21 protein-coding genes and 1 tRNA gene are annotated in these 17,673 nt (G+C 61.9%); 3 read left to right on the top strand and 19 right to left on the bottom strand.

Going from position 1 to position 17,673, the window contains the following annotated elements:
- Nucleotides 1–22: 22 nt before the first annotated feature.
- The 12 genes from rlmN to trmJ all read right to left on the bottom strand — a co-directional run bounded on the left by rlmN (nt 23) and on the right by trmJ (nt 9,170).
- The gene (rlmN, locus tag HU752_RS06330) at nt 23–1,171 is read right to left on the bottom strand and encodes a dual-specificity RNA methyltransferase RlmN (protein ID WP_186681000.1); all 1,149 of its coding nucleotides are present in this window, start codon (nt 1,169–1,171) and stop codon (nt 23–25) included.
- Between the two features lie 28 nt (nt 1,172–1,199).
- Nucleotides 1,200–1,625, bottom strand: a complete 426-nt coding sequence (gene ndk / locus HU752_RS06325) for a nucleoside-diphosphate kinase (protein WP_186681002.1) — start codon at nt 1,623–1,625, stop codon at nt 1,200–1,202.
- Nucleotides 1,626–1,729: 104 nt separating this feature from the next.
- The gene (iscX, locus tag HU752_RS06320) at nt 1,730–1,930 is read right to left on the bottom strand and encodes a Fe-S cluster assembly protein IscX (protein ID WP_186681004.1); all 201 of its coding nucleotides are present in this window, start codon (nt 1,928–1,930) and stop codon (nt 1,730–1,732) included.
- Nucleotides 1,931–1,956: 26 nt separating this feature from the next.
- Complete coding sequence (gene fdx, locus HU752_RS06315; RefSeq protein ID WP_186681006.1) at nt 1,957–2,298, bottom strand: ISC system 2Fe-2S type ferredoxin; 342 nt, start codon at nt 2,296–2,298, stop codon at nt 1,957–1,959.
- A gap of 2 nt (nt 2,299–2,300) precedes the next feature.
- A complete protein-coding gene (gene hscA / locus HU752_RS06310; RefSeq protein WP_186681008.1) occupies nt 2,301–4,163 on the bottom strand; it encodes a Fe-S protein assembly chaperone HscA in 1,863 nt (620 codons plus the stop codon).
- Nucleotides 4,164–4,208: 45 nt separating this feature from the next.
- Nucleotides 4,209–4,730 (bottom strand): co-chaperone HscB, encoded by a 522-nt coding sequence (gene hscB, locus HU752_RS06305; RefSeq protein ID WP_186681010.1) that lies wholly within the window; start codon nt 4,728–4,730, stop codon nt 4,209–4,211.
- An 8-nt stretch (nt 4,731–4,738) separates the two neighbouring features.
- Nucleotides 4,739–5,062, bottom strand: coding sequence for an iron-sulfur cluster assembly protein IscA (gene iscA, locus HU752_RS06300; RefSeq protein WP_017904917.1), 324 nt, complete (start codon nt 5,060–5,062; stop codon nt 4,739–4,741).
- Nucleotides 5,063–5,107: 45 nt separating this feature from the next.
- Nucleotides 5,108–5,494, bottom strand: coding sequence for a Fe-S cluster assembly scaffold IscU (gene iscU, locus HU752_RS06295; RefSeq protein ID WP_007929523.1), 387 nt, complete (start codon nt 5,492–5,494; stop codon nt 5,108–5,110).
- Between the two features lie 101 nt (nt 5,495–5,595).
- A complete protein-coding gene (locus tag HU752_RS06290; protein ID WP_186681012.1) occupies nt 5,596–6,810 on the bottom strand; it encodes an IscS subfamily cysteine desulfurase in 1,215 nt (404 codons plus the stop codon).
- 50 nt (nt 6,811–6,860) lie between these two features.
- Nucleotides 6,861–7,352 carry a Fe-S cluster assembly transcriptional regulator IscR gene (gene iscR / locus HU752_RS06285; protein ID WP_054057279.1) on the bottom strand — a complete coding sequence of 164 codons (492 nt, stop codon included), beginning with the start codon at nt 7,350–7,352 and terminating at the stop codon, nt 6,861–6,863.
- Between the two features lie 280 nt (nt 7,353–7,632).
- Nucleotides 7,633–8,409 carry a serine O-acetyltransferase gene (cysE, locus tag HU752_RS06280; protein ID WP_186681014.1) on the bottom strand — a complete coding sequence of 259 codons (777 nt, stop codon included), beginning with the start codon at nt 8,407–8,409 and terminating at the stop codon, nt 7,633–7,635.
- A gap of 2 nt (nt 8,410–8,411) precedes the next feature.
- Nucleotides 8,412–9,170, bottom strand: coding sequence for a tRNA (cytosine(32)/uridine(32)-2'-O)-methyltransferase TrmJ (gene trmJ / locus HU752_RS06275; protein ID WP_186681016.1), 759 nt, complete (start codon nt 9,168–9,170; stop codon nt 8,412–8,414).
- Nucleotides 9,171–9,315: 145 nt separating this feature from the next.
- On the opposite strand from trmJ, the gene suhB reads away from it, so the two are divergent.
- Entirely contained in the window at nt 9,316–10,131 is an 816-nt protein-coding gene (gene suhB / locus HU752_RS06270; RefSeq protein ID WP_186681018.1) for a type III secretion system regulator SuhB, read from the top strand.
- Between the two features lie 51 nt (nt 10,132–10,182).
- Here suhB and HU752_RS06265 read toward each other — a convergent pair whose 3' ends face one another.
- From HU752_RS06265 to queA, 6 genes are all read right to left on the bottom strand, one after another.
- Nucleotides 10,183–10,737 carry a glycine zipper 2TM domain-containing protein gene (locus HU752_RS06265; protein WP_186681020.1) on the bottom strand — a complete coding sequence of 185 codons (555 nt, stop codon included), beginning with the start codon at nt 10,735–10,737 and terminating at the stop codon, nt 10,183–10,185.
- A gap of 121 nt (nt 10,738–10,858) precedes the next feature.
- Entirely contained in the window at nt 10,859–11,773 is a 915-nt protein-coding gene (secF, locus tag HU752_RS06260) for a protein translocase subunit SecF (protein ID WP_186681022.1), read from the bottom strand.
- 9 nt (nt 11,774–11,782) lie between these two features.
- Nucleotides 11,783–13,651: a protein translocase subunit SecD gene (gene secD, locus HU752_RS06255; protein WP_186681023.1), complete on the bottom strand. Its 1,869-nt coding sequence runs from the start codon at nt 13,649–13,651 to the stop codon at nt 11,783–11,785.
- Between the two features lie 62 nt (nt 13,652–13,713).
- On the bottom strand, nt 13,714–14,052 hold the full coding sequence (gene yajC / locus HU752_RS06250) for a preprotein translocase subunit YajC (protein WP_186681025.1): 339 nt from the start codon (nt 14,050–14,052) through the stop codon (nt 13,714–13,716).
- 36 nt (nt 14,053–14,088) lie between these two features.
- On the bottom strand, nt 14,089–15,204 hold the full coding sequence (gene tgt / locus HU752_RS06245; protein ID WP_186681231.1) for a tRNA guanosine(34) transglycosylase Tgt: 1,116 nt from the start codon (nt 15,202–15,204) through the stop codon (nt 14,089–14,091).
- Between the two features lie 14 nt (nt 15,205–15,218).
- Nucleotides 15,219–16,283, bottom strand: coding sequence for a tRNA preQ1(34) S-adenosylmethionine ribosyltransferase-isomerase QueA (gene queA, locus HU752_RS06240; RefSeq protein WP_186681027.1), 1,065 nt, complete (start codon nt 16,281–16,283; stop codon nt 15,219–15,221).
- Between the two features lie 110 nt (nt 16,284–16,393).
- On the opposite strand from queA, the gene HU752_RS06235 reads away from it, so the two are divergent.
- Nucleotides 16,394–16,478: transfer RNA gene (locus HU752_RS06235), tRNA-Leu, on the top strand.
- A gap of 94 nt (nt 16,479–16,572) precedes the next feature.
- Nucleotides 16,573–16,902, top strand: coding sequence for a hypothetical protein (locus HU752_RS06230; protein WP_186681029.1), 330 nt, complete (start codon nt 16,573–16,575; stop codon nt 16,900–16,902).
- A gap of 120 nt (nt 16,903–17,022) precedes the next feature.
- On the opposite strand, the gene HU752_RS06225 is transcribed toward HU752_RS06230, so the two are convergent.
- Nucleotides 17,023–17,298, bottom strand: coding sequence for a DUF3077 domain-containing protein (locus HU752_RS06225; protein ID WP_186681031.1), 276 nt, complete (start codon nt 17,296–17,298; stop codon nt 17,023–17,025).
- Nucleotides 17,299–17,673: the final 375 nt, after the last annotated feature.

Raw genomic sequence — 17,673 nt, 5'->3', positions numbered from 1 at the left:
GAGTTCCTCTCTCAGCTTCAGCTCAGGTTCGGCTCGAAGCGCTGCGGGGCATATCGGCATCGGCGCTCAGTTCACGCACGGCGATATAACGTTCGCTGCGACGGGTGCGATCCAGCACCTGCCCGACCAACTGCCCGCAGGCAGCATCGATGTCCTCACCACGGGTGGTACGTACCGTGACGTTGTAGCCGGCCTGGTGCAGCAGGTCCTGGAAGCGCCGGATCGCATTGTTGCTCGGGCGCTCGTAACCCGAATGCGGGAACGGGTTGAACGGGATCAGGTTGATCTTGCACGGCGTGTCCTTGAGCAGCTCGATCATCTCGACCGCATGCTCGACCTGGTCGTTCACATCCTTGAGCAGGGTGTACTCGACGGTCAGGACACGTTTCTCGCCCAGGGTGTCCATGTAGCGACGGCACGACTCGAGCAGCATCTTGAGCGGGTACTTCTTGTTGATCGGTACCAGCTGGTTGCGCAGTGCGTCGTTCGGGGCGTGCAGCGACAACGCCAGGGAGACGTCGATGTGCTCGGCCAGCACGTCGATCATCGGTACCACGCCGGAGGTCGACAGGGTCACGCGGCGCTTGGAGATGCCGTAGCCCAGGTCGTCCATCATCAGGCGCATGGCAGCGATGACGTTGTCGAAGTTCAGCAGCGGTTCGCCCATGCCCATCATCACCACGTTGGTGATGGCGCGGTCGATGGAGGCCGGAATGCTGCCAAAGGATTTATTGGCAATCCACACCTGGCCGATCACTTCGGCGGCGGTGAGGTTGCTGTTGAAGCCTTGCTTGCCGGTGGAGCAGAAACTGCAGTCCAGGGCACAGCCTGCCTGGGACGAAACGCACAAGGTGCCGCGCTTGCCCTGGGGAATGTAGACGGTCTCGACACAGCTGCCGGACGCCACGCGCACCACCCACTTGCGGGTGCCGTCGCTGGAAATGTCCTCGCTGACGATTTCGGGACCGCGAACCTCGGCAACGGCCTTGAGCTTTTCGCGCAAGGCCTTGCTGACGTTCGTCATGGCGTCGAAGTCGTCGACGCCAAAGTGGTGAATCCACTTCATTACCTGGCCGGCACGGAAACGCTTCTCCCCGATCGAGTCGAAGAATTTCTCCATTTCCGGCTGGGTCAGCCCCAGCAGGTTGGTTTTCACAGCAGATGTAGTCATGGATTCACCTTCACTCGTCAGCCGTGGCTTAGCGAGTGGTTACTTCAGTAGCAGCGAAGAAGTAAGCGATTTCGCGAGCAGCAGCGGCTTCGGAGTCCGAACCGTGAACGGCGTTGGCGTCGATGGATTCAGCGAAGTCGGCACGGATGGTGCCTGGAGCAGCTTCTTTAGGGTTGGTAGCGCCCATCAGCTCGCGGTTGCGAACGATGGCGTTTTCACCTTCCAGAACCTGGACGACAACCGGACCGGAAGTCATGAAGGCAACCAGGTCAGCGAAGAAACCACGAGCGCTGTGCTCGGCGTAGAAGCCTTCGGCTTCGGCCTTGGACAGTTGCTTCAGTTTCGAAGCGACAACGCGCAGGCCGGCTTTTTCGAAACGGGTGGTGATCTCACCGATGACGTTTTTTGCAACAGCGTCAGGCTTGATGATGGAGAAAGTGCGTTGAACAGCCATGGTGTAACTCCAGAAACGATAATTTGCGAAAAATTAAACCCGCGAATTATACGCGGGTTCTTGGGTATTGCCTAACTCGGGTATTGCTTGATCTTACCGCCGGATCAGTCGCGTTCTTCGATCCAGTGGGCCTGGATGGCCTCCAGGACCTTCTCGCCACAATGTTCCGGCTTGTCGTCGAACTCCGGCAACTCCATGACCCACTTGCGCAGATCGACGAAATTGACCGAAATCGGGTCGATTTCCGGCTTGCTTTCAGCCAGTTGGATGGCGATTTCCAGCACATCCGTCCACTTCAGGCTCATGGTCGCTCCTCGAATGGTTCCTTGACTCAGTGCGGCGCTTCAGCGGCGTGGTTGAGCGAATACTTGGGAATCTCGACCGTCAGGTCCTCGGTGCCGACGATCGCCTGGCAAGCCAGGCGGGACTGCGCTTCCAGCCCCCAGGCGCGATCGAGGAAATCCTCTTCCAGCTCGTCGGCCTCCTCCAGCGAGTCGAAGCCCTCACGGATGATGCAGTGGCAGGTGGTGCAGGCGCAGACGCCACCACAGGCACTTTCCATCTCGATGTGATGCTCATGGGCCAGATCGAGGATGGAAGTACCGGGCTCGGCCTCGACCACCATGCCATCCGGGCAAAACTTTTCATGGGGCAGGAAAATGACCTGTGGCATCGTTATTCCTCAATCTCGTTCAGGTTGCGTCCGGCCAGCGCGGCTTTCACCGTCGAATCCAGGCGGCGGGCCGCAAAGGCATCGGTCACTTGCGACAGACGCTTGGTCTGCTGCTCGATGGCATGGCCATCGGTCCCTTTTATCAGTTCGCTCAGTTCCTCTACCTGCAGCTCGATGACCAGGCGCTCCTCGGCGTCGAGCAGGCGCTCGCCATCCACTTCCAGCGCACCCTGCACCGCCTCGATCAGGCGCTGGGCATCGACCTGCTGCTCGCGCAGCACGCGGGCGACCTTGTCGTCACCGGCATACTGGAACGAATCCTTGAGCATCCGGGCGATTTCACCATCGGTCAGGCCGTAGGACGGCTTGACCTGGATGCTGGCCTCGACACCCGAACCCAGTTCACGGGCGGAGACACTGAGCAGGCCATCGGCATCGACCTGGAAGGTCACGCGGATCTTCGCCGCGCCGGCAACCATCGCCGGAATGCCACGCAGTTCGAAGCGCGCCAGCGAGCGGCAGTCACTGATCAATTCACGCTCGCCTTGCAGCACGTGAATCGCCATGGCCGTCTGGCCGTCTTTGTAAGTGGTGAAGTCCTGGCCGCGAGCCACGGGAATCGTGGTGTTGCGCGGGATCACCTTTTCCATCAGGCCGCCCATGGTCTCAAGCCCCAAGGACAGCGGGATGACGTCCAGCAGCAACAGCTCGCCACCGTCACGCTTGTTGCCAGCCAGGGTATCGGCCTGGATCGCGGCACCAATGGCCACCACCTGATCCGGGTCGATCTCGGTCAGCGGCTGACGCCCGAACATCTCGGCCACCGCTTCGCGAACACGCGGAACACGGGTCGAACCACCGACCATGACCACGGCATGCACGTCTTCCAGCTCGACGTTCGAGTCGCGCACGGCGCGGCGGCAGGCCTTGAGACTGCGGGCGATCATCGGTTCGATCAGCCCGTCGAAGGTTTCGCGAGTCAACTGCGCGCGCCAGTCGCCGTAGGCGACCTCGACAGCAGCAGCGTCGGTCAGCGCTTCCTTGGCGGCACAAGCGGCCTGCAACAGGCTGCGCTGCGCGCCCGGATCGAGGTCAACCGACAAGCCGGCCTGCTCGATGATCCAGCCGGCAATCGCATGGTCGAAGTCATCACCACCCAGGGCGCTGTCGCCACCGGTGGCCAGGACCTCGAACACCCCGCCGGTCAGGCGCAGGATGGAGATATCAAAGGTGCCACCGCCCAGGTCATAGATGGCCACCACGCCCTCGGCGTGCTGGTCCAGGCCATAGGCCACCGCCGCGGCGGTCGGTTCGTTGAGCAGGCGCAGGACATTCAGGCCCGCCAGACGCGCGGCATCCTTGGTCGCCTGGCGCTGGGCGTCATCGAAATAGGCCGGCACGGTGATCACCGCCCCGACCAGCTCGCCACCCAGGGTCGCTTCGGCACGCTGACGCAGCACCCGCAGGATATCGGCAGAGACTTCCACCGGGCTCTTGGGACCTTGCACAGTGTCGATGAACGGCATGTGCGACTCGCCACCGACGAAGCGATAGGGCAGTTGCTCGCCCAACTGCTTGACGTCCGACAGGCCACGCCCCATCAGGCGCTTGACCGACAGCACGGTGTTGAGCGGATCACTGGAGGCCGCCAGACGAGCCGACTGCCCGACCTCGACGCGATCGGCGTGATAGCGCACCGCGGACGGCAGGATCACCTGCCCATCGGCATCGGCCAGGGGCTCGGAAAGGCCACTGCGCAATGCAGCGACCAGCGAATTGGTGGTACCCAGGTCAATCCCCACCGCCAGACGACGCTGGTGCGGCTGTGGGCTTTGGCCTGGTTCGGCGATCTGCAGTAGGGCCATGGTTATCTGGACTTATCTGAATATCAGGCGTGCGGCAGCACGGGGTTAATCGTCGAGGCGCTCTTCTAGCTGGCGCACTTCGTAGGTGAGCTTGTCGAGGAACTGCATGCGCCGCATCAGGCGCTCGGCCCGTTCGCGTTGCGCGGCATCGTTCCAGCAAGCTGCGAAGCTTTCGTTCAACTCATCCTGGGCCGCCTTCAGGCGCCGCTTGAAGGCGGCAATGCCCGGCAGGTCGGCATCGTCCTGCAGGTCCTCGAGCTCCTCACGCCACTGCATCTGCTGCATGAGGAAATCGGGATCGTGCACGGTGACTTCCACCGGCAGCTCGCCGCCATTCATAGCCAGCAGGTAGCGCGCGCGCTTGGGCGGGCTCTTGAGGGTCTGGTAGGCCTCGTTGAGGCTGGCCGAACGCTCGAGCGCCAGGCGCTGCTCACGCTCGGAAGCATCGGCGAAACGGTCCGGATGAACGGCGCGCGCCAACTCGCGATAGCGCGCGGCCAACTGATCGAGGTCCAGCGTGAAGCCAGGTTGCAGCTCGAACAAGGCGAAATGACAAGGAGTACCCACGAATAGCCTCAGACGTTGAAGCTTTCGCCGCAGCCACACTCACCGCGCACGTTGGGGTTGTTGAACTTGAAGCCTTCGTTCAACCCTTCCTTGACGAAATCCAGCTCGGTGCCATCGAGGTAGGCCAGGCTTTTCGGGTCGATGATCACTTTCTCGCCGTGACTCTCGAACACCTGATCCTCCGCCACCACCTCGTCGACGAACTCCAGCACGTAGGCAAGGCCGGAGCAGCCTGTGGTACGAACGCCCAGGCGAATACCCTCACCCTTGCCGCGCCCGTCGAGGGAGCGTCGCACGTGTCGGGCAGCCGCTTCTGTCATGCTGATAGCCATCGGGGACTCCTTAGCTTTTCGCTCAAATCTTCAACGCCGGATCGGTCAGATCAGGCCTTTCTTCTGCTTGTAGTCGCGAACAGCGGCCTTGATGGCGTCTTCGGCGAGCACGGAGCAGTGGATCTTCACTGGCGGCAGGGCCAGTTCTTCGGCCAGCTGAGTGTTCTTGATGGTCTCTGCTTCATCCAGAGTCTTGCCCTTCATCCACTCGGTAGCCAGGGAGCTGGAGGCGATGGCCGAACCGCAGCCGTAGGTCTTGAACTTGGCGTCTTCGATGATGCCCTGCTCGTTGACCTTGATCTGCAGACGCATCACGTCACCGCACGCCGGGGCGCCGACCATGCCGGTACCGACATCCGGATCCTCGGCATTCATCTTGCCGACGTTACGCGGGTTTTCGTAGTGGTCGATGACCTTTTCACTATAAGCCATGGTACTTATTCCTCACTCATCAGGGCCGCTCTCGACCCTGCAGCTACGCCAGACATCATTTGCCGCGTCGCTACAGGATCTGTATGTGGCGGCTTCTTTGTTTAGTGTGCCGCCCACTCGATCTTCGAGATATCGACGCCATCCTTGAACATGTCCCACAGTGGCGACAGGGCACGCAGCTTGGTCACGGCCTCGCAGACTTTCTGCGCGGCGTAGTCGATTTCTTCCTCGGTGGTGAAGCGGCCGAAGGTGAAACGGATCGAGCTGTGCGCCAGCTCGTCGTTGCGGCCCAGGGCACGCAGTACGTACGAAGGTTCCAGCGAAGCCGAGGTGCAGGCCGAACCGGAGGAAACCGCCAGGTCCTTGAGCGCCATGATCAGCGACTCGCCTTCGACATAGTTGAAGCTCAGGTTCAGGTTGTGCGGTACGCGGGCGGTCATGCTGCCGTTGACGTACAGCTCTTCCAGGTGCTCGACCTGCTTGAAGAAACGGTCGCTCAGGGCCTTGATCCGCACGTTCTCGGCAGCCATGTCTTCCTTGGCCACGCGGAAGGCTTCACCCATGCCGACGATCTGGTGGGTCGCCAGGGTACCGGAACGCATGCCGCGCTCGTGACCGCCACCGTGCATGGTGGCTTCCAGGCGTACACGCGGCTTGCGGCTGACGTACAGCGCGCCGATGCCTTTGGGACCGTAGGTCTTGTGGGCGGAGAAGGACATCAGGTCGACCTTGAGCTTCTGCAGGTCGATCTCGACCTTGCCGGTCGACTGGGCAGCGTCAACGTGGAACAGCACGCCGCGCGAGCGGGTCAGCTCGCCAATCGCGGCGATGTCGTTGACGGTACCGATTTCGTTGTTCACGTGCATCACCGACACCAGGATGGTGTCTTCACGCAGCGCGGCTTCAACCATGGCCGGCGTGATCAGGCCGTCTTCACCTGGCTCGATGTAGGTGACCTCGAAACCTTCACGTTCCAGCTGGCGCGTGGTGTCGAGAACCGCCTTGTGCTCGATCTTGCTGGTGATCAGGTGCTTGCCCTTGGTGTGGTAGAAATGCGCAACACCCTTGATCGCCAGGTTGTCGGACTCGGTGGCACCGGAAGTCCAGACGATTTCACGCGGGTCGGCGTTGACCAGGTCGGCGACCTGGCGGCGGGCATTCTCCACGGACTCCTCGGCTTTCCAGCCGAACACGTGGGAACGCGAGGCCGGGTTACCGAAGTTCCCGTCGACCAGCAGGCATTCACTCATCTTTTGCGCGACACGCGGATCAACCGGAGTGGTCGCTGAGTAATCAAGGTAAATCGGCAATTTCATGGACTTTCTCCTAAATCAGGCTGGCTGGCGCACCGCTGGCTCTTTGGCTGTCATTCGACGGCGGACGCTTCGATCTTATCCAGGCGCGGCGCCTTGCCATTACAGCGGCGCTGGTCCTGACGCAGGGCAACCTCTTGCACTTCACGGCGAGTGACAAGGTCGGCCAGGCTGATGCCACTGAGAAACTCGTGGATCTGCAGGCTGAGGTCGCACCACAGGTGGTGGGTCAGGCAGGTGTCGCCGGAATGGCAATCACCCAGCCCCTGGCATTTGGTGGCATCGACCGATTCATTCACTGCATCGATCACCTGGGCGACCTGGATCCCCTGCATGTCACGCGACAGCTGATAGCCGCCACCTGGACCACGAACACTGGAAACCAGGTTGCTGCGGCGCAGCTTGGCGAACAGCTGTTCGAGGTAGGACAGGGAGATGCCTTGGCGCTCGGAGATATCGGCCAGGGACACCGGCCCGTGTTGCGCGTGCAACGCCAGGTCAAGCATGGCGGTCACGGCGTATCGGCCTTTTGTAGTCAGTCGCATGGACAATTACCACGGAGTTACGGAATGGGTACGAGTATGCGATTCCCGAGTATTTAAGTCAACTATAAGACCTAGTACTTTAGTCAGGTTTACCCGTAAAAGAGCGCGCGTATGATAGCAAAGTCCGCGCGTAATGGCATCGCGCTAGACCGATGGCTTTCTCGCCGGTCTTTTTAAAGCTTCGCGGGCAAGCCTCGCGCCTACAAGGGCCAGCCATACAAGGGCTGATCCCTGCAGGAGCGGGGCTTGCCCGCGAATGGGCCCGGGAGCCCGATACAAATCAGCCGGCCTTGGCCTCGTCTTCGGCTTTCACCTCGGCAAAGCCTTCGCAATGCAACTCAGGGAGGTCCTTGGCGCAGTAGTTGCTGCCCAGGTCCTTCAGCGCGCCGCACATCCCCTCCAGACGCCCATCGACCGCCTGCAGGTGATCGAGCATCTGCCCGATAGCCCGCGCCACCGGATCCGGCATGTCACCACTGACACCGTAGGCATCGAAACCGAGCTTCTCGGCCATCGCCTTGCGCTTGGCCTCCTGCTCGTCGTCGGACTTCATGATGATGCGCCCGGGAATGCCGACCACCGTGGCGCCCGGCGGCACAGCCTTGGTCACCACCGCATTGGAACCGACCTTCGCCCCGGCACCGACCGTGAACGGCCCCAGCACCTTGGCGCCAGCCCCCACCACCACGCCATCTTCCAGCGTCGGATGGCGCTTGCCCTTGTTCCAGCTGGTACCCCCCAGGGTCACGCCCTGGTAGATGGTCACGTCATTGCCAATCTCGGCGGTTTCACCGATCACGATACCCATGCCATGATCGATGAAGAAGCGCCGCCCGACCTTGGCCCCGGGATGAATCTCGATACCGGTCAGCCAGCGACCGAAGTTCGACACCACCCGCGCCAACAACTTCCAGTTGCGCACCCACAGGCCATGACTCAGGCGGTGCAGCCAGATGGCATGCATGCCCGGGTAGCAGGTCAGCACCTCAAAGGCATTGCGTGCCGCCGGGTCACGATGGAACACGCTCTGGATATCTTCACGCAAACGCTCGAACATCATCATTCCTTCCGCTTGAGGAGCTCACCACGGGCCGCTTTCTGGGTTTCCGTGAGGATGCCACGCAAAATATTCATTTCCACTCGACTGACCGAGCTGCGGCCATACAGCCGGCGCAGGCGCGCCATCAGGTGCCGGGGCTTCTGCGGATCGAGGAACCCGATAGCCACCAGGGTCTGCTCCAGATGCTCATAGAAGCGCTCCAGCTCATCCATGGTGACCAGCTCCTCGCCCGCCTCCTCCTTCCCGGCCTTGTGCGGCTGGCCTTCCAGCGCCAGCCAGGCCATGCGCACCTCATAACTCAGCACCTGCACCGCGGCCGCCAGGTTCAACGAGCTGAAGCCGGGATCCGACGGGATATGCACGTGGTAGTGACATCGCTGCAGCTCGTCATTGGTCAGGCCGGAATCCTCACGACCGAACACCAGGGCGATCTGCGCCCCCTGCCCGGCCTCCTCGACCACCTTCACCCCGCACTCGCGCGGCTCCAGCATCGGCCACGGCAGGCTGCGATCCCGGGCACTGGTGCCCAGCACCAGGGTGCAACCGGCCAACGCCTGCTCCAAGGTGGCGACGACTTCGGCGTTTTCAAGGATATCGGTGGCCCCGGAGGCCCGTGCGTCGGCTTCCGCGGAAGGAAAAACCCGCGGCTCGACCAGCACCAGGCGCGACAGCCCCATGTTCTTCATGGCTCGCGCAGCCCCGCCGATATTGCCCGGATGGCTGGTGTTGACCAGGACGATACGAATATTTTGCAGCACGACAAACCGCTCTCGGACAGGGCAAAGGGGAGCAAATCTTACAGAAGCACTCGGGTTTGCGCCACGAAACCGAATGTCATCCTTCACCCGCAAGACTTTTCTGTTAGAATGTTCGGCTTTCTTTAACACTCTAGGTGAAATGTCCATGCAGCCCATGCTGAATATCGCGCTGCGCGCCGCCCGCGCCGCCAGTGAATTGATCTTCCGCTCCATCGAGCGCCTGGATACCATCAAGGTCGACGAAAAAGACGCCAAGGACTACGTGTCCGAGGTCGATCGTGCCGCCGAGCAGAAAATCATCGACGCCCTGCGCAAGGCGTACCCAACCCACGCCATCCGCGGCGAAGAAACCGGCTTCCACGCTGGCAGCGGCGAAGGCGAAGACTACCTGTGGATCATCGACCCACTCGATGGCACCACCAACTTCCTGCGCGGCATTCCCCACTTCTCGGTCAGCATCGCCTGCAAATACCGTGGTCGCCTGGAGCACGCCGTTGTTCTCGACCCGGTTCGCCAGGAAGAATTCACCGCCAGCCGTGGCCGCGGCGCCCAGCTGAACGGCCGCCGCCTGCGCGTCAGCCCACGCACCAGCCTCGACGGCGCCCTGCTGGGTACCGGCTTCCCGTTCCGTGACGACCAGATGGACAACCTGGACAACTACCTGGGCATGTTCCGCGCCCTGGTTGGCCAGACCGCCGGCATCCGCCGCGCCGGCTCCGCCGCCCTGGACCTGGCCTACGTGGCCGCCGGTCGTTTCGACGCCTTCTGGGAGTCGGGCCTGTCCGAGTGGGACATGGCCGCTGGCGCCCTGCTGATCCAGGAAGCGGGCGGCCTGGTGAGCGACTTCACCGGCGGTCACGACTTCCTCGAGAAAGGCCACATCGTTGCCGGCAACACCAAGTGCTTCAAGGCTGTACTGACAGCCATCCAGCCACACCTGCCGGCTTCGCTGAAACGCTAAGACGCCAGAACGAAAAAAGCACCCCGAGGGGTGCTTTTTTTGTGCCTGCGATTACTGGCCCGGCTGCGCTGGCGCCTGGCTCAGGATCAGGCGACCTTCCTTGTCCACCGGGATCTGGTTGCCGGGATCACGATCCATGCGCACCCGACCTTCCTTGCCGTCGAGCTGGTAACGCACGTCGTAGCCGACCACCTTGTCACTGATATCGTTGACCGTGTTGCAGCGGGTCTGGGTCGTGGTGTAGGTGTCACGCTCCTGCATGCCCTCCTGCACCTTGTTCCCCGCATAACCACCGCCCACGGCGCCGACTACGGTCGCCAGGGTCTTGCCACGGCCATTACCGACCAGGCTGCCGAGCAGGCCACCACCGACAGCACCGATCGCGGTGCCGGCCAGGCGGTGCTCGTCCTGCACCGGCTTCTGCCGGGTCACAGCGACATCCTTGCAGACTTCGCGCGGCGTCTTGACCTGGGTTTTCACCGGCTCGACCGCCAACACTTGCGCATACTCAGGGCCGCTCTTCACCATGCTGTAGGTCGCAACAGCACCTCCGGCGGTGACACCGACAGCACCCAATACCGCACCCACCAGCAACGACTTGTTCACGTGAACCTCCTGACCATCACAAGCGGAATCTTTCCGCCTCTCTCCTAGCCTTGGAGTATGAAAAAAGGCGCGAGTTCAACACTCGCGCCTTTGAGGGTGACAGCCGGAGGATGGACGGTCGTCAAGGACGGTCGTCGATTTCCTTCTGGGTGTTGGCAGGAGGAATCAGGTCCTCGCTGCTCAGGTTCAGCCAGATCAGCACCACGTTGGCGATGTAGATCGACGAGTAGGTACCCGCCAGGACACCGACGAACAGCGCCACGGAGAAACCGTGCAGGTTGTCGCCACCGAAGAACAGCAGCGCCGCGATCGCCAACAGGGTGGAGATCGAGGTCGCCATGGTGCGCAGCAGGGTCTGGGTGGTCGAGATGTTGATGTTCTCGATCAGGCTGGCCTTGCGCAGCACCCGGAAGTTCTCGCGAACCCGGTCGAATACCACGATGGTGTCGTTGAGCGAGTAGCCGATGATCGCCAGCACCGCCGCCAGCACCGTCAGGTCGAAGGTGATCTGGAAGAACGACAGGATACCCACCGTCACCACCACGTCGTGCACCAGCGAGACGATGGCACCGACCGCGAACTTCCACTGGAAGCGGAAGGCCAGGTAGATCAGGATGCCGCCCAGCGCCATCAGCATGCCGAGGCCGCCCTGATCGCGCAGTTCCTCACCGACCTGCGGGCCGACGAACTCGACGCGCTTGACCTGTGCCGGGTTTTCGCCGCCGACCTTCTGCAGCGCATCCGCCACCTGATGGCCCAGTTGCGGGTCTTCACCCGGCATGCGCACCAGCAGGTCGGTAGTGGCGCCGAAGCTCTGCACGATCGCCTCGTGATAGCCGGCGTCGCTCAGTTGCGCGCGAACCTTGGTCACGTCCGCCGGACGTTCGTAGGTCAGCTCGATGAGCGTACCGCCGGTAAAGTCCAGACCGTAGTTCAGGCCCTTGTGGAACCAACTGAACAGCGCCACGAGAGTGAGGAGCACAGTGACGCCGAACGCAACGTTGCGGACGCCCATGAAGTTGATAGTACGTAACATGGCAGCCCCTTAAATCCACAACTTCTTGAAGTCACGACCGCCGAAGATCAGGTTGACCATCGCGCGGGTCACCATGATGGCCGTGAACATCGAGGTAAAGATCCCGAGGGACATGGTTACCGCGAAGCCCTTGACCGGACCGGTCCCCATGGCGAACAGGATGCCACCCACCAGCAGGCTGGTCAGGTTGGCGTCGACGATCGCCGTGTAGGCACGGTTGAAACCTTCGTTGATCGCCCGCTGAACACTCATGCCCGCCGCGATCTCTTCACGGATCCGCGAGAAGATCAGCACGTTGGCGTCGACCGCCATGCCCATGGTCAGCACGATACCGGCAATACCCGGCAGGGTCAGCGTCGCCCCCAGCAGGGACATCAGCGCCAGCAGCACGACCATGTTGAAGGCCAGGGCCACGGTGGCGATGATGCCGAAGAAGCGGTAGATCGCGATGATGAACAGCGAGACGAACAGCATGCCCCACAGCGACGCATCGATACCCTTGGTGATGTTGTCGGCACCCAGGCTCGGGCCAATGGTACGTTCTTCAGCGAAGTACATCGGCGCGGCCAGGCCACCGGCACGCAGCAGCAGGGCCAGCTCGGACGATTCACCCTGGCCGTTCAGGCCGGTGATGCGGAACTGCGAACCCAGCGGCGACTGGATGGTCGCCAGGCTGATGATCTTCTTGTCTTCCTTGAAGCTCTGTACCGCGACTTCCTTCTCGACGCCGTTGACCACCTGCTTGGTGTAGGTGGTGACCGGACGCTGCTCGATGAAGATCACCGCCATCTGGCGACCGACGTTGGTGCGCGTGGCACGGCTCATCAGCTCACCACCATGGCCGTCCAGGCGGATGTTCACTTCCGGGCTGCCGTGCTCGCCGAAACCGGCCTTGGCATCGGTCACCTGGTCACCGGTGATGATCAGGCCACGCTCGATCAGCGCAGGCGGGCGCTTGCCCTCACGGAACTCGAATTCTTCGGAGGTCGCCTTCGACGCACCCGGCTCGGCGGCCAGGCGGAACTCGAGGCTGGCGGTCTTGCCGAGGATCCGCTTGGCTTCCGCGGTGTCCTGCACGCCCGGCAGCTCGACCACGATGCGGTTGGCACCCTGGCGCTGCACCAGCGGCTCGGCTACACCCAGCTCGTTGACGCGGTTACGTACCGTGGTCAGGTTCTGCTTGATGGAGTATTCGCGAATTTCCGCCAGCTTGGCCGGGGTCATCGCCAGACGCAGTACCGGCTGGCCATTCAGGTCGGCTGGAACAATGTCGAAATCGTTGAAGCTCTTGCGAATCAGGGCACGAGCCTGCTCGCGGGTATCGTTGTCGGTGAAGCCCAGCTGGATGGCGCCATTGAGCTGCGGCAGGCTGCGATAACGCACACGCTCCTTGCGCAGCAGGCTCTTGACGTCGCCTTCGTAGACTTTCAGGCGGGCATCGACGGCCTTGTCCATGTCCACTTCCAGCAGGAAGTGCACACCACCGGACAGGTCCAGGCCCAGCTTCATCGGGTGCGCACCGAGGTTACGCAGCCATTGCGGGGTGGTCTGTGCCAGGTTGAGGGCCACTACGTAATCGTCGCCGAGCGCCTTGCGCACTACATCCTTGGCGGGCAGTTGGTCTTCCTGCTTGCTCAGGCGCAGCAGGCCATCCTTGCCGTTGGCGGCCAGGGTCGCGGCCTTGACGCTGATGCCGGCATCGGTGAGCGCCTTGCTCGCCCGGTCCAGATCGGCCTGGTTGACCTGCAGCGCCGTGCTGGCACCGCTGACCTGGATGGCCGCATCGTCAGGGTAGAGATTGGGAGCGGAATAAATAAAACCGATCGCCAGCACCACCACGATCAGTACGTATTTCCACAGAGGGTATTTGTTCAGCATCACGCCGCCCGCTTATGACGCGGGGCGCCTTGCGCGCCCCGTCGATTGTTGAATATTGAAACTCAGATCGCTTTCAGTGTGCCTTTAGGCAGGGTGGCCGCAACGGCACCCTTCTGGAACTTCATTTCGACGGTATCGGAAATCTCCAGTACCACGAACTCGTCGGTCACCTTGACGATCTTGCCGGCGATACCACCGGTGGTCACCACTTCGTCACCCTTGGCCAGGCTGCCCAGCAGGTTCTTCTGCTCCTTGGCACGCTTGGCCTGTGGGCGCCAGATCATCAGGTAGAAGATGACCAGGAAGCCGACCAGGAAGATCCACTCGAAGCCGCCCGCAGGACCGGCCGCAGCAGCAGGGGCCGCGCCGTCGGCGAACGCGTTAGAGATGAAAAAGCTCATTTAACACTCCAGTTACGAGAATACGATTCTGAAAAGTCAGTCCAAGGGCGGCACGGGAAGCCCGCGCTTGGCATAGAAGGCATCGACAAAGGCGGCCAATGTACCCTGTTGAATAGCCTCGCGCAAACCAGCCATCAGGCGCTGGTAATGCCGCAAGTTGTGGATGGTATTCAACATACTCCCGAGCATTTCGCCGCACTTGTCCAAATGATGCAGATAAGCACGGGAGAAGTTCTGGCAGGTGTAGCAGTCGCAGGTCGGATCCAGTGGCGAATCATCATGGCGATGGAACGCATTGCGGATCTTCAGCACACCGGTGTCGATGAACAGATGCCCATTGCGGGCATTACGGGTTGGCATCACGCAATCGAACATGTCCACCCCGCGGCGCACACCCTCCACCAGATCTTCCGGCTTGCCAACGCCCATAAGGTAACGAGGTTTGTCAGCCGGCATGCGCCCTGGCAGGTAGTCCAGCACCTTGATCATCTCGTGCTTGGGCTCGCCCACCGACAGGCCGCCAATGGCCAGGCCGTCGAAGCCGATTTTCTCCAGGCCCTCGAGGGAACGCATGCGCAGGTTCTCGTGCATGCCACCCTGGACGATGCCGAACAGCGCGGCGGTGTTGTCACCATGGGCGTTCTTCGAACGCTGGGCCCAGCGCAGCGACAGCTCCATCGACACCCGCGCGACGTCTTCATCGGCCGGATACGGCGTGCACTCGTCGAAGATCATCACGATGTCCGAGCCCAGGTCGCGCTGCACCTGCATCGACTCTTCCGGGCCCATGAACACCTTGGCGCCGTCGACCGGCGAAGCGAAGGTCACGCCCTCCTCCTTGATCTTGCGCATGGCGCCCAGGCTGAAGACCTGGAAACCACCCGAGTCGGTGAGGATCGGGCCTTTCCACTGCATGAAGTCGTGCAGGTCGCCGTGTTCCTTGATCACCTCGGTACCCGGGCGCAGCCACAGGTGGAAGGTGTTGCCGAGGATGATCTCGGCGCCGGTGGCAACGATGTCCCGTGGCAGCATGCCCTTGACCGTGCCGTAGGTGCCCACCGGCATGAACGCCGGGGTCTCGACGGTGCCGCGCGGGAACGTCAGGCGACCGCGACGGGCCTTGCCATCGGTGGCCAGCAACTCGAACGACATACGACAGGTGCGACTCATGCTTGATCCTCGGGTGCCGATGCCTGGGGTCCGGTCGGCGCGGGGTTGCGGGTGATGAACATCGCATCACCGTAACTGAAGAAGCGGTAACCGTTGTCCACGGCGGCCTGGTAGGCGGCCATGGTTTCCGGGTAACCGGCGAAGGCCGAAACCAGCATCAGCAGCGTGGATTCGGGCAGGTGGAAGTTGGTGACCAGGGCATCGACCACATGGAACGGCCGGCCCGGGAAAATGAAGATGTCGGTATCACCACTGAACGGCTTGAGCACACCATCGCGGGCCGCGCTCTCCAGCGAACGCACGCTGGTGGTGCCCACGGCGACCACCCGGCCACCGCGAGCACGACAGGCGGCCACGGCATCCACCACGTCCTGGCCGACTTCCAGCCATTCGCTGTGCATGTGGTGGTCTTCGATACGCTCCACGCGCACCGGCTGGAAAGTGCCGGCACCGACGTGCAGGGTGACGAACGCGGTTTCGACGCCCTTGGCGGCGATCGCCTCCAGCAGGGGCTGGTCGAAATGCAGGCCGGCGGTCGGTGCGGCGACGGCACCCAGGCGCTCGGCGTAGACCGTCTGGTAGCGCTCGCGGTCGGCGCCCTCGTCAGGACGGTCTATATAAGGAGGCAACGGCATGTGGCCGACACGCTCCAGCAGCGGCAGCACCTCCTCGGCGAAGCCCAGTTCGAACAGCGCATCGTGCCGGGCCAGCATCTCGGCCTCGCCACCACCGTCGATCAGGATCTTCGAGCCGGGCTTGGGCGACTTGCTGGAGCGCACGTGGGCCAGCACGCGATGACTGTCGAGCACCCGCTCCACGAGGATTTCCAGCTTGCCGCCGGAAGCCTTCTGGCCGAACAGCCGGGCCGGGATGACCCGGGTGTTGTTGAACACCATCAGGTCGCCCGGGCGCAGATACTCGAGCAGATCGGTGAATTGACGATGCGCCAGGGCCCCGCTGGGCCCATCGAGGGTCAGCAGGCGGCTGTGGCGACGCTCGGCCAGCGGATGGCGAGCGATCAGGGAATCGGGGAGTTCGAAAGTAAAGTCAGCGACGCGCATGATGGGAGGTTCGTCCAGCAGGGCCGGAAAGTTTAGCGGAATTCGTCAAAATTGACCATGAAAGGCAATTGACCAACGGTAGGCGCCTCTCTATACTTCGCCGCCATTGAGCCCTGATGGCGGAATTGGTAGACGCGGCGGATTCAAAATCCGTTTTCGAAAGGAGTGGGAGTTCGAGTCTCCCTCGGGGCACCAAGATTGAAAAAGACCTTGATTATCAAGGTCTTTTTTTTCGTCTGTAGAAAAGTGACCACCAGCGGCCGCAGCGCTCGGCGGAGGAAAACGCCTCATGGAATCGCAACTGGAAACCGTCGCTCTTTTTGCCCTCAAACTGGCCCACGAACGTGACGGCGGGAGCCCGCTTTTGCGCGATGACGTGGTGATGGGCGAGTACCAGAAGGATGTGTTCGAGCTGTTGGTGCGCCAGGGCGATGTCGAGGCGATCCGGGGCAAGCTCAATGCCTGCGTGGCCGTCGCGATGGACGCCGTGGGCGGGACGGACAAGCCCCTGGGGCGTGAACTGCGGCGATTGGCCGATGACTGCAATCAGGTACGGACCACCGCAGACCTGACGGCACCGCTTGATCTGCTAAAGAACTACCTGAAAGACATCCAGTGACGAGCCGCACGCGCCCTGTAGGAGCAGAGCTTGCTACGGGCGGCGTTCCGACGAAGAACGATAACGCGGCGGGCCTGCCGACACCCACCGCCCAATCGCTATTCGCTGAACGTTGCAGACCTACGCTTCAAGCAACATCCGCTGCGTAAGATCGTCGATCACCGCCTTCCCCATCTCCCCCAGATAATGCGCCGCCCAGGCATATCGCTCGCCATCCTTTGCATCCAATGCCGCATCGAGGGACAACGCCTTGGCGCACTGCAGTAACAGGGAAGCATGCTCCATGGCTTCCAGGATCGGCACATCGGCATTGACGCGGAACAGCTCGCGGCCTTGGGAACCGCAGGTGGAAAAGGTGACGGCACCGAGGGTTTTGATGAGGGGTGATGGGCTCATTGGGCACCTCCGGCGAATGCCTGGGTGCTGAGGGGTAAAATCTGAAACGGCGACTTACAAGAAACGCTCATGCGCTTGGCTCCCGCGGAATACTGAATCTCAAGGGCACCAACCATCGTGCTGAAGGGTGGCGCAATATTCCTACTTGCAGGTTTCCAGGCCTGATCGTTGGATTTTCAACGACATTCCGAGAATAGCGGGATACGCACAGTGCCTCAAAAAGCGTTTGAAGCGAGATATTTCAAGGTAATGCATCGCCACCTGCGCAGTGCCCCTTCCCCCCGACATCCCCGGGCCAGTTGGCCGGGATTGCCGCCGAACACGGGAAGATCGAGATACCGACGGTCCAACAGGCATTGATCACCCTGCAAGAGA

Origin of the sequence: Pseudomonas vanderleydeniana (assembly GCF_014268755.2) — a bacterium.
Classification (GTDB): Bacteria; Pseudomonadota; Gammaproteobacteria; order Pseudomonadales; family Pseudomonadaceae; genus Aquipseudomonas; species Aquipseudomonas vanderleydeniana.
The sequence above is the reverse complement of the archived record's forward strand: the minus strand, read 5'-3'. Positions and strand labels throughout refer to the sequence as shown.

Excerpts from the sequence above, each read along its gene's own strand:
- rlmN (WP_186681000.1), bottom strand. The coding sequence starts at position 1,171 with ATGACTACATCTGCTGTGAAAACCAACCTGCTGGGGCTGACCCAGCCG.
- ndk (WP_186681002.1), bottom strand. The coding sequence starts at position 1,625 with ATGGCTGTTCAACGCACTTTCTCCATCATCAAGCCTGACGCTGTTGCA.
- HU752_RS06230 (WP_186681029.1), top strand. The coding sequence starts at position 16,573 with ATGGAATCGCAACTGGAAACCGTCGCTCTTTTTGCCCTCAAACTGGCC.
- yajC (WP_186681025.1), bottom strand. The coding sequence starts at position 14,052 with ATGAGCTTTTTCATCTCTAACGCGTTCGCCGACGGCGCGGCCCCTGCT.
- iscX (WP_186681004.1), bottom strand. The coding sequence starts at position 1,930 with ATGAGCCTGAAGTGGACGGATGTGCTGGAAATCGCCATCCAACTGGCT.
- secD (WP_186681023.1), bottom strand. The coding sequence starts at position 13,651 with ATGCTGAACAAATACCCTCTGTGGAAATACGTACTGATCGTGGTGGTG.
- secF (WP_186681022.1), bottom strand. The coding sequence starts at position 11,773 with ATGTTACGTACTATCAACTTCATGGGCGTCCGCAACGTTGCGTTCGGC.
- queA (WP_186681027.1), bottom strand. The coding sequence starts at position 16,283 with ATGCGCGTCGCTGACTTTACTTTCGAACTCCCCGATTCCCTGATCGCT.
- HU752_RS06225 (WP_186681031.1), bottom strand. The coding sequence starts at position 17,298 with ATGAGCCCATCACCCCTCATCAAAACCCTCGGTGCCGTCACCTTTTCC.
- fdx (WP_186681006.1), bottom strand. The coding sequence starts at position 2,298 with ATGCCACAGGTCATTTTCCTGCCCCATGAAAAGTTTTGCCCGGATGGC.
- iscA (WP_017904917.1), bottom strand. The coding sequence starts at position 5,062 with ATGGCTATCAGCATGACAGAAGCGGCTGCCCGACACGTGCGACGCTCC.
- hscA (WP_186681008.1), bottom strand. The coding sequence starts at position 4,163 with ATGGCCCTACTGCAGATCGCCGAACCAGGCCAAAGCCCACAGCCGCAC.
- cysE (WP_186681014.1), bottom strand. The coding sequence starts at position 8,409 with ATGTTCGAGCGTTTGCGTGAAGATATCCAGAGCGTGTTCCATCGTGAC.
- HU752_RS06290 (WP_186681012.1), bottom strand. The coding sequence starts at position 6,810 with ATGAAATTGCCGATTTACCTTGATTACTCAGCGACCACTCCGGTTGAT.
- tgt (WP_186681231.1), bottom strand. The coding sequence starts at position 15,204 with ATGTCGTTCGAGTTGCTGGCCACCGATGGCAAGGCCCGTCGCGGTCGC.
- suhB (WP_186681018.1), top strand. The coding sequence starts at position 9,316 with ATGCAGCCCATGCTGAATATCGCGCTGCGCGCCGCCCGCGCCGCCAGT.
- iscR (WP_054057279.1), bottom strand. The coding sequence starts at position 7,352 with ATGCGACTGACTACAAAAGGCCGATACGCCGTGACCGCCATGCTTGAC.
- iscU (WP_007929523.1), bottom strand. The coding sequence starts at position 5,494 with ATGGCTTATAGTGAAAAGGTCATCGACCACTACGAAAACCCGCGTAAC.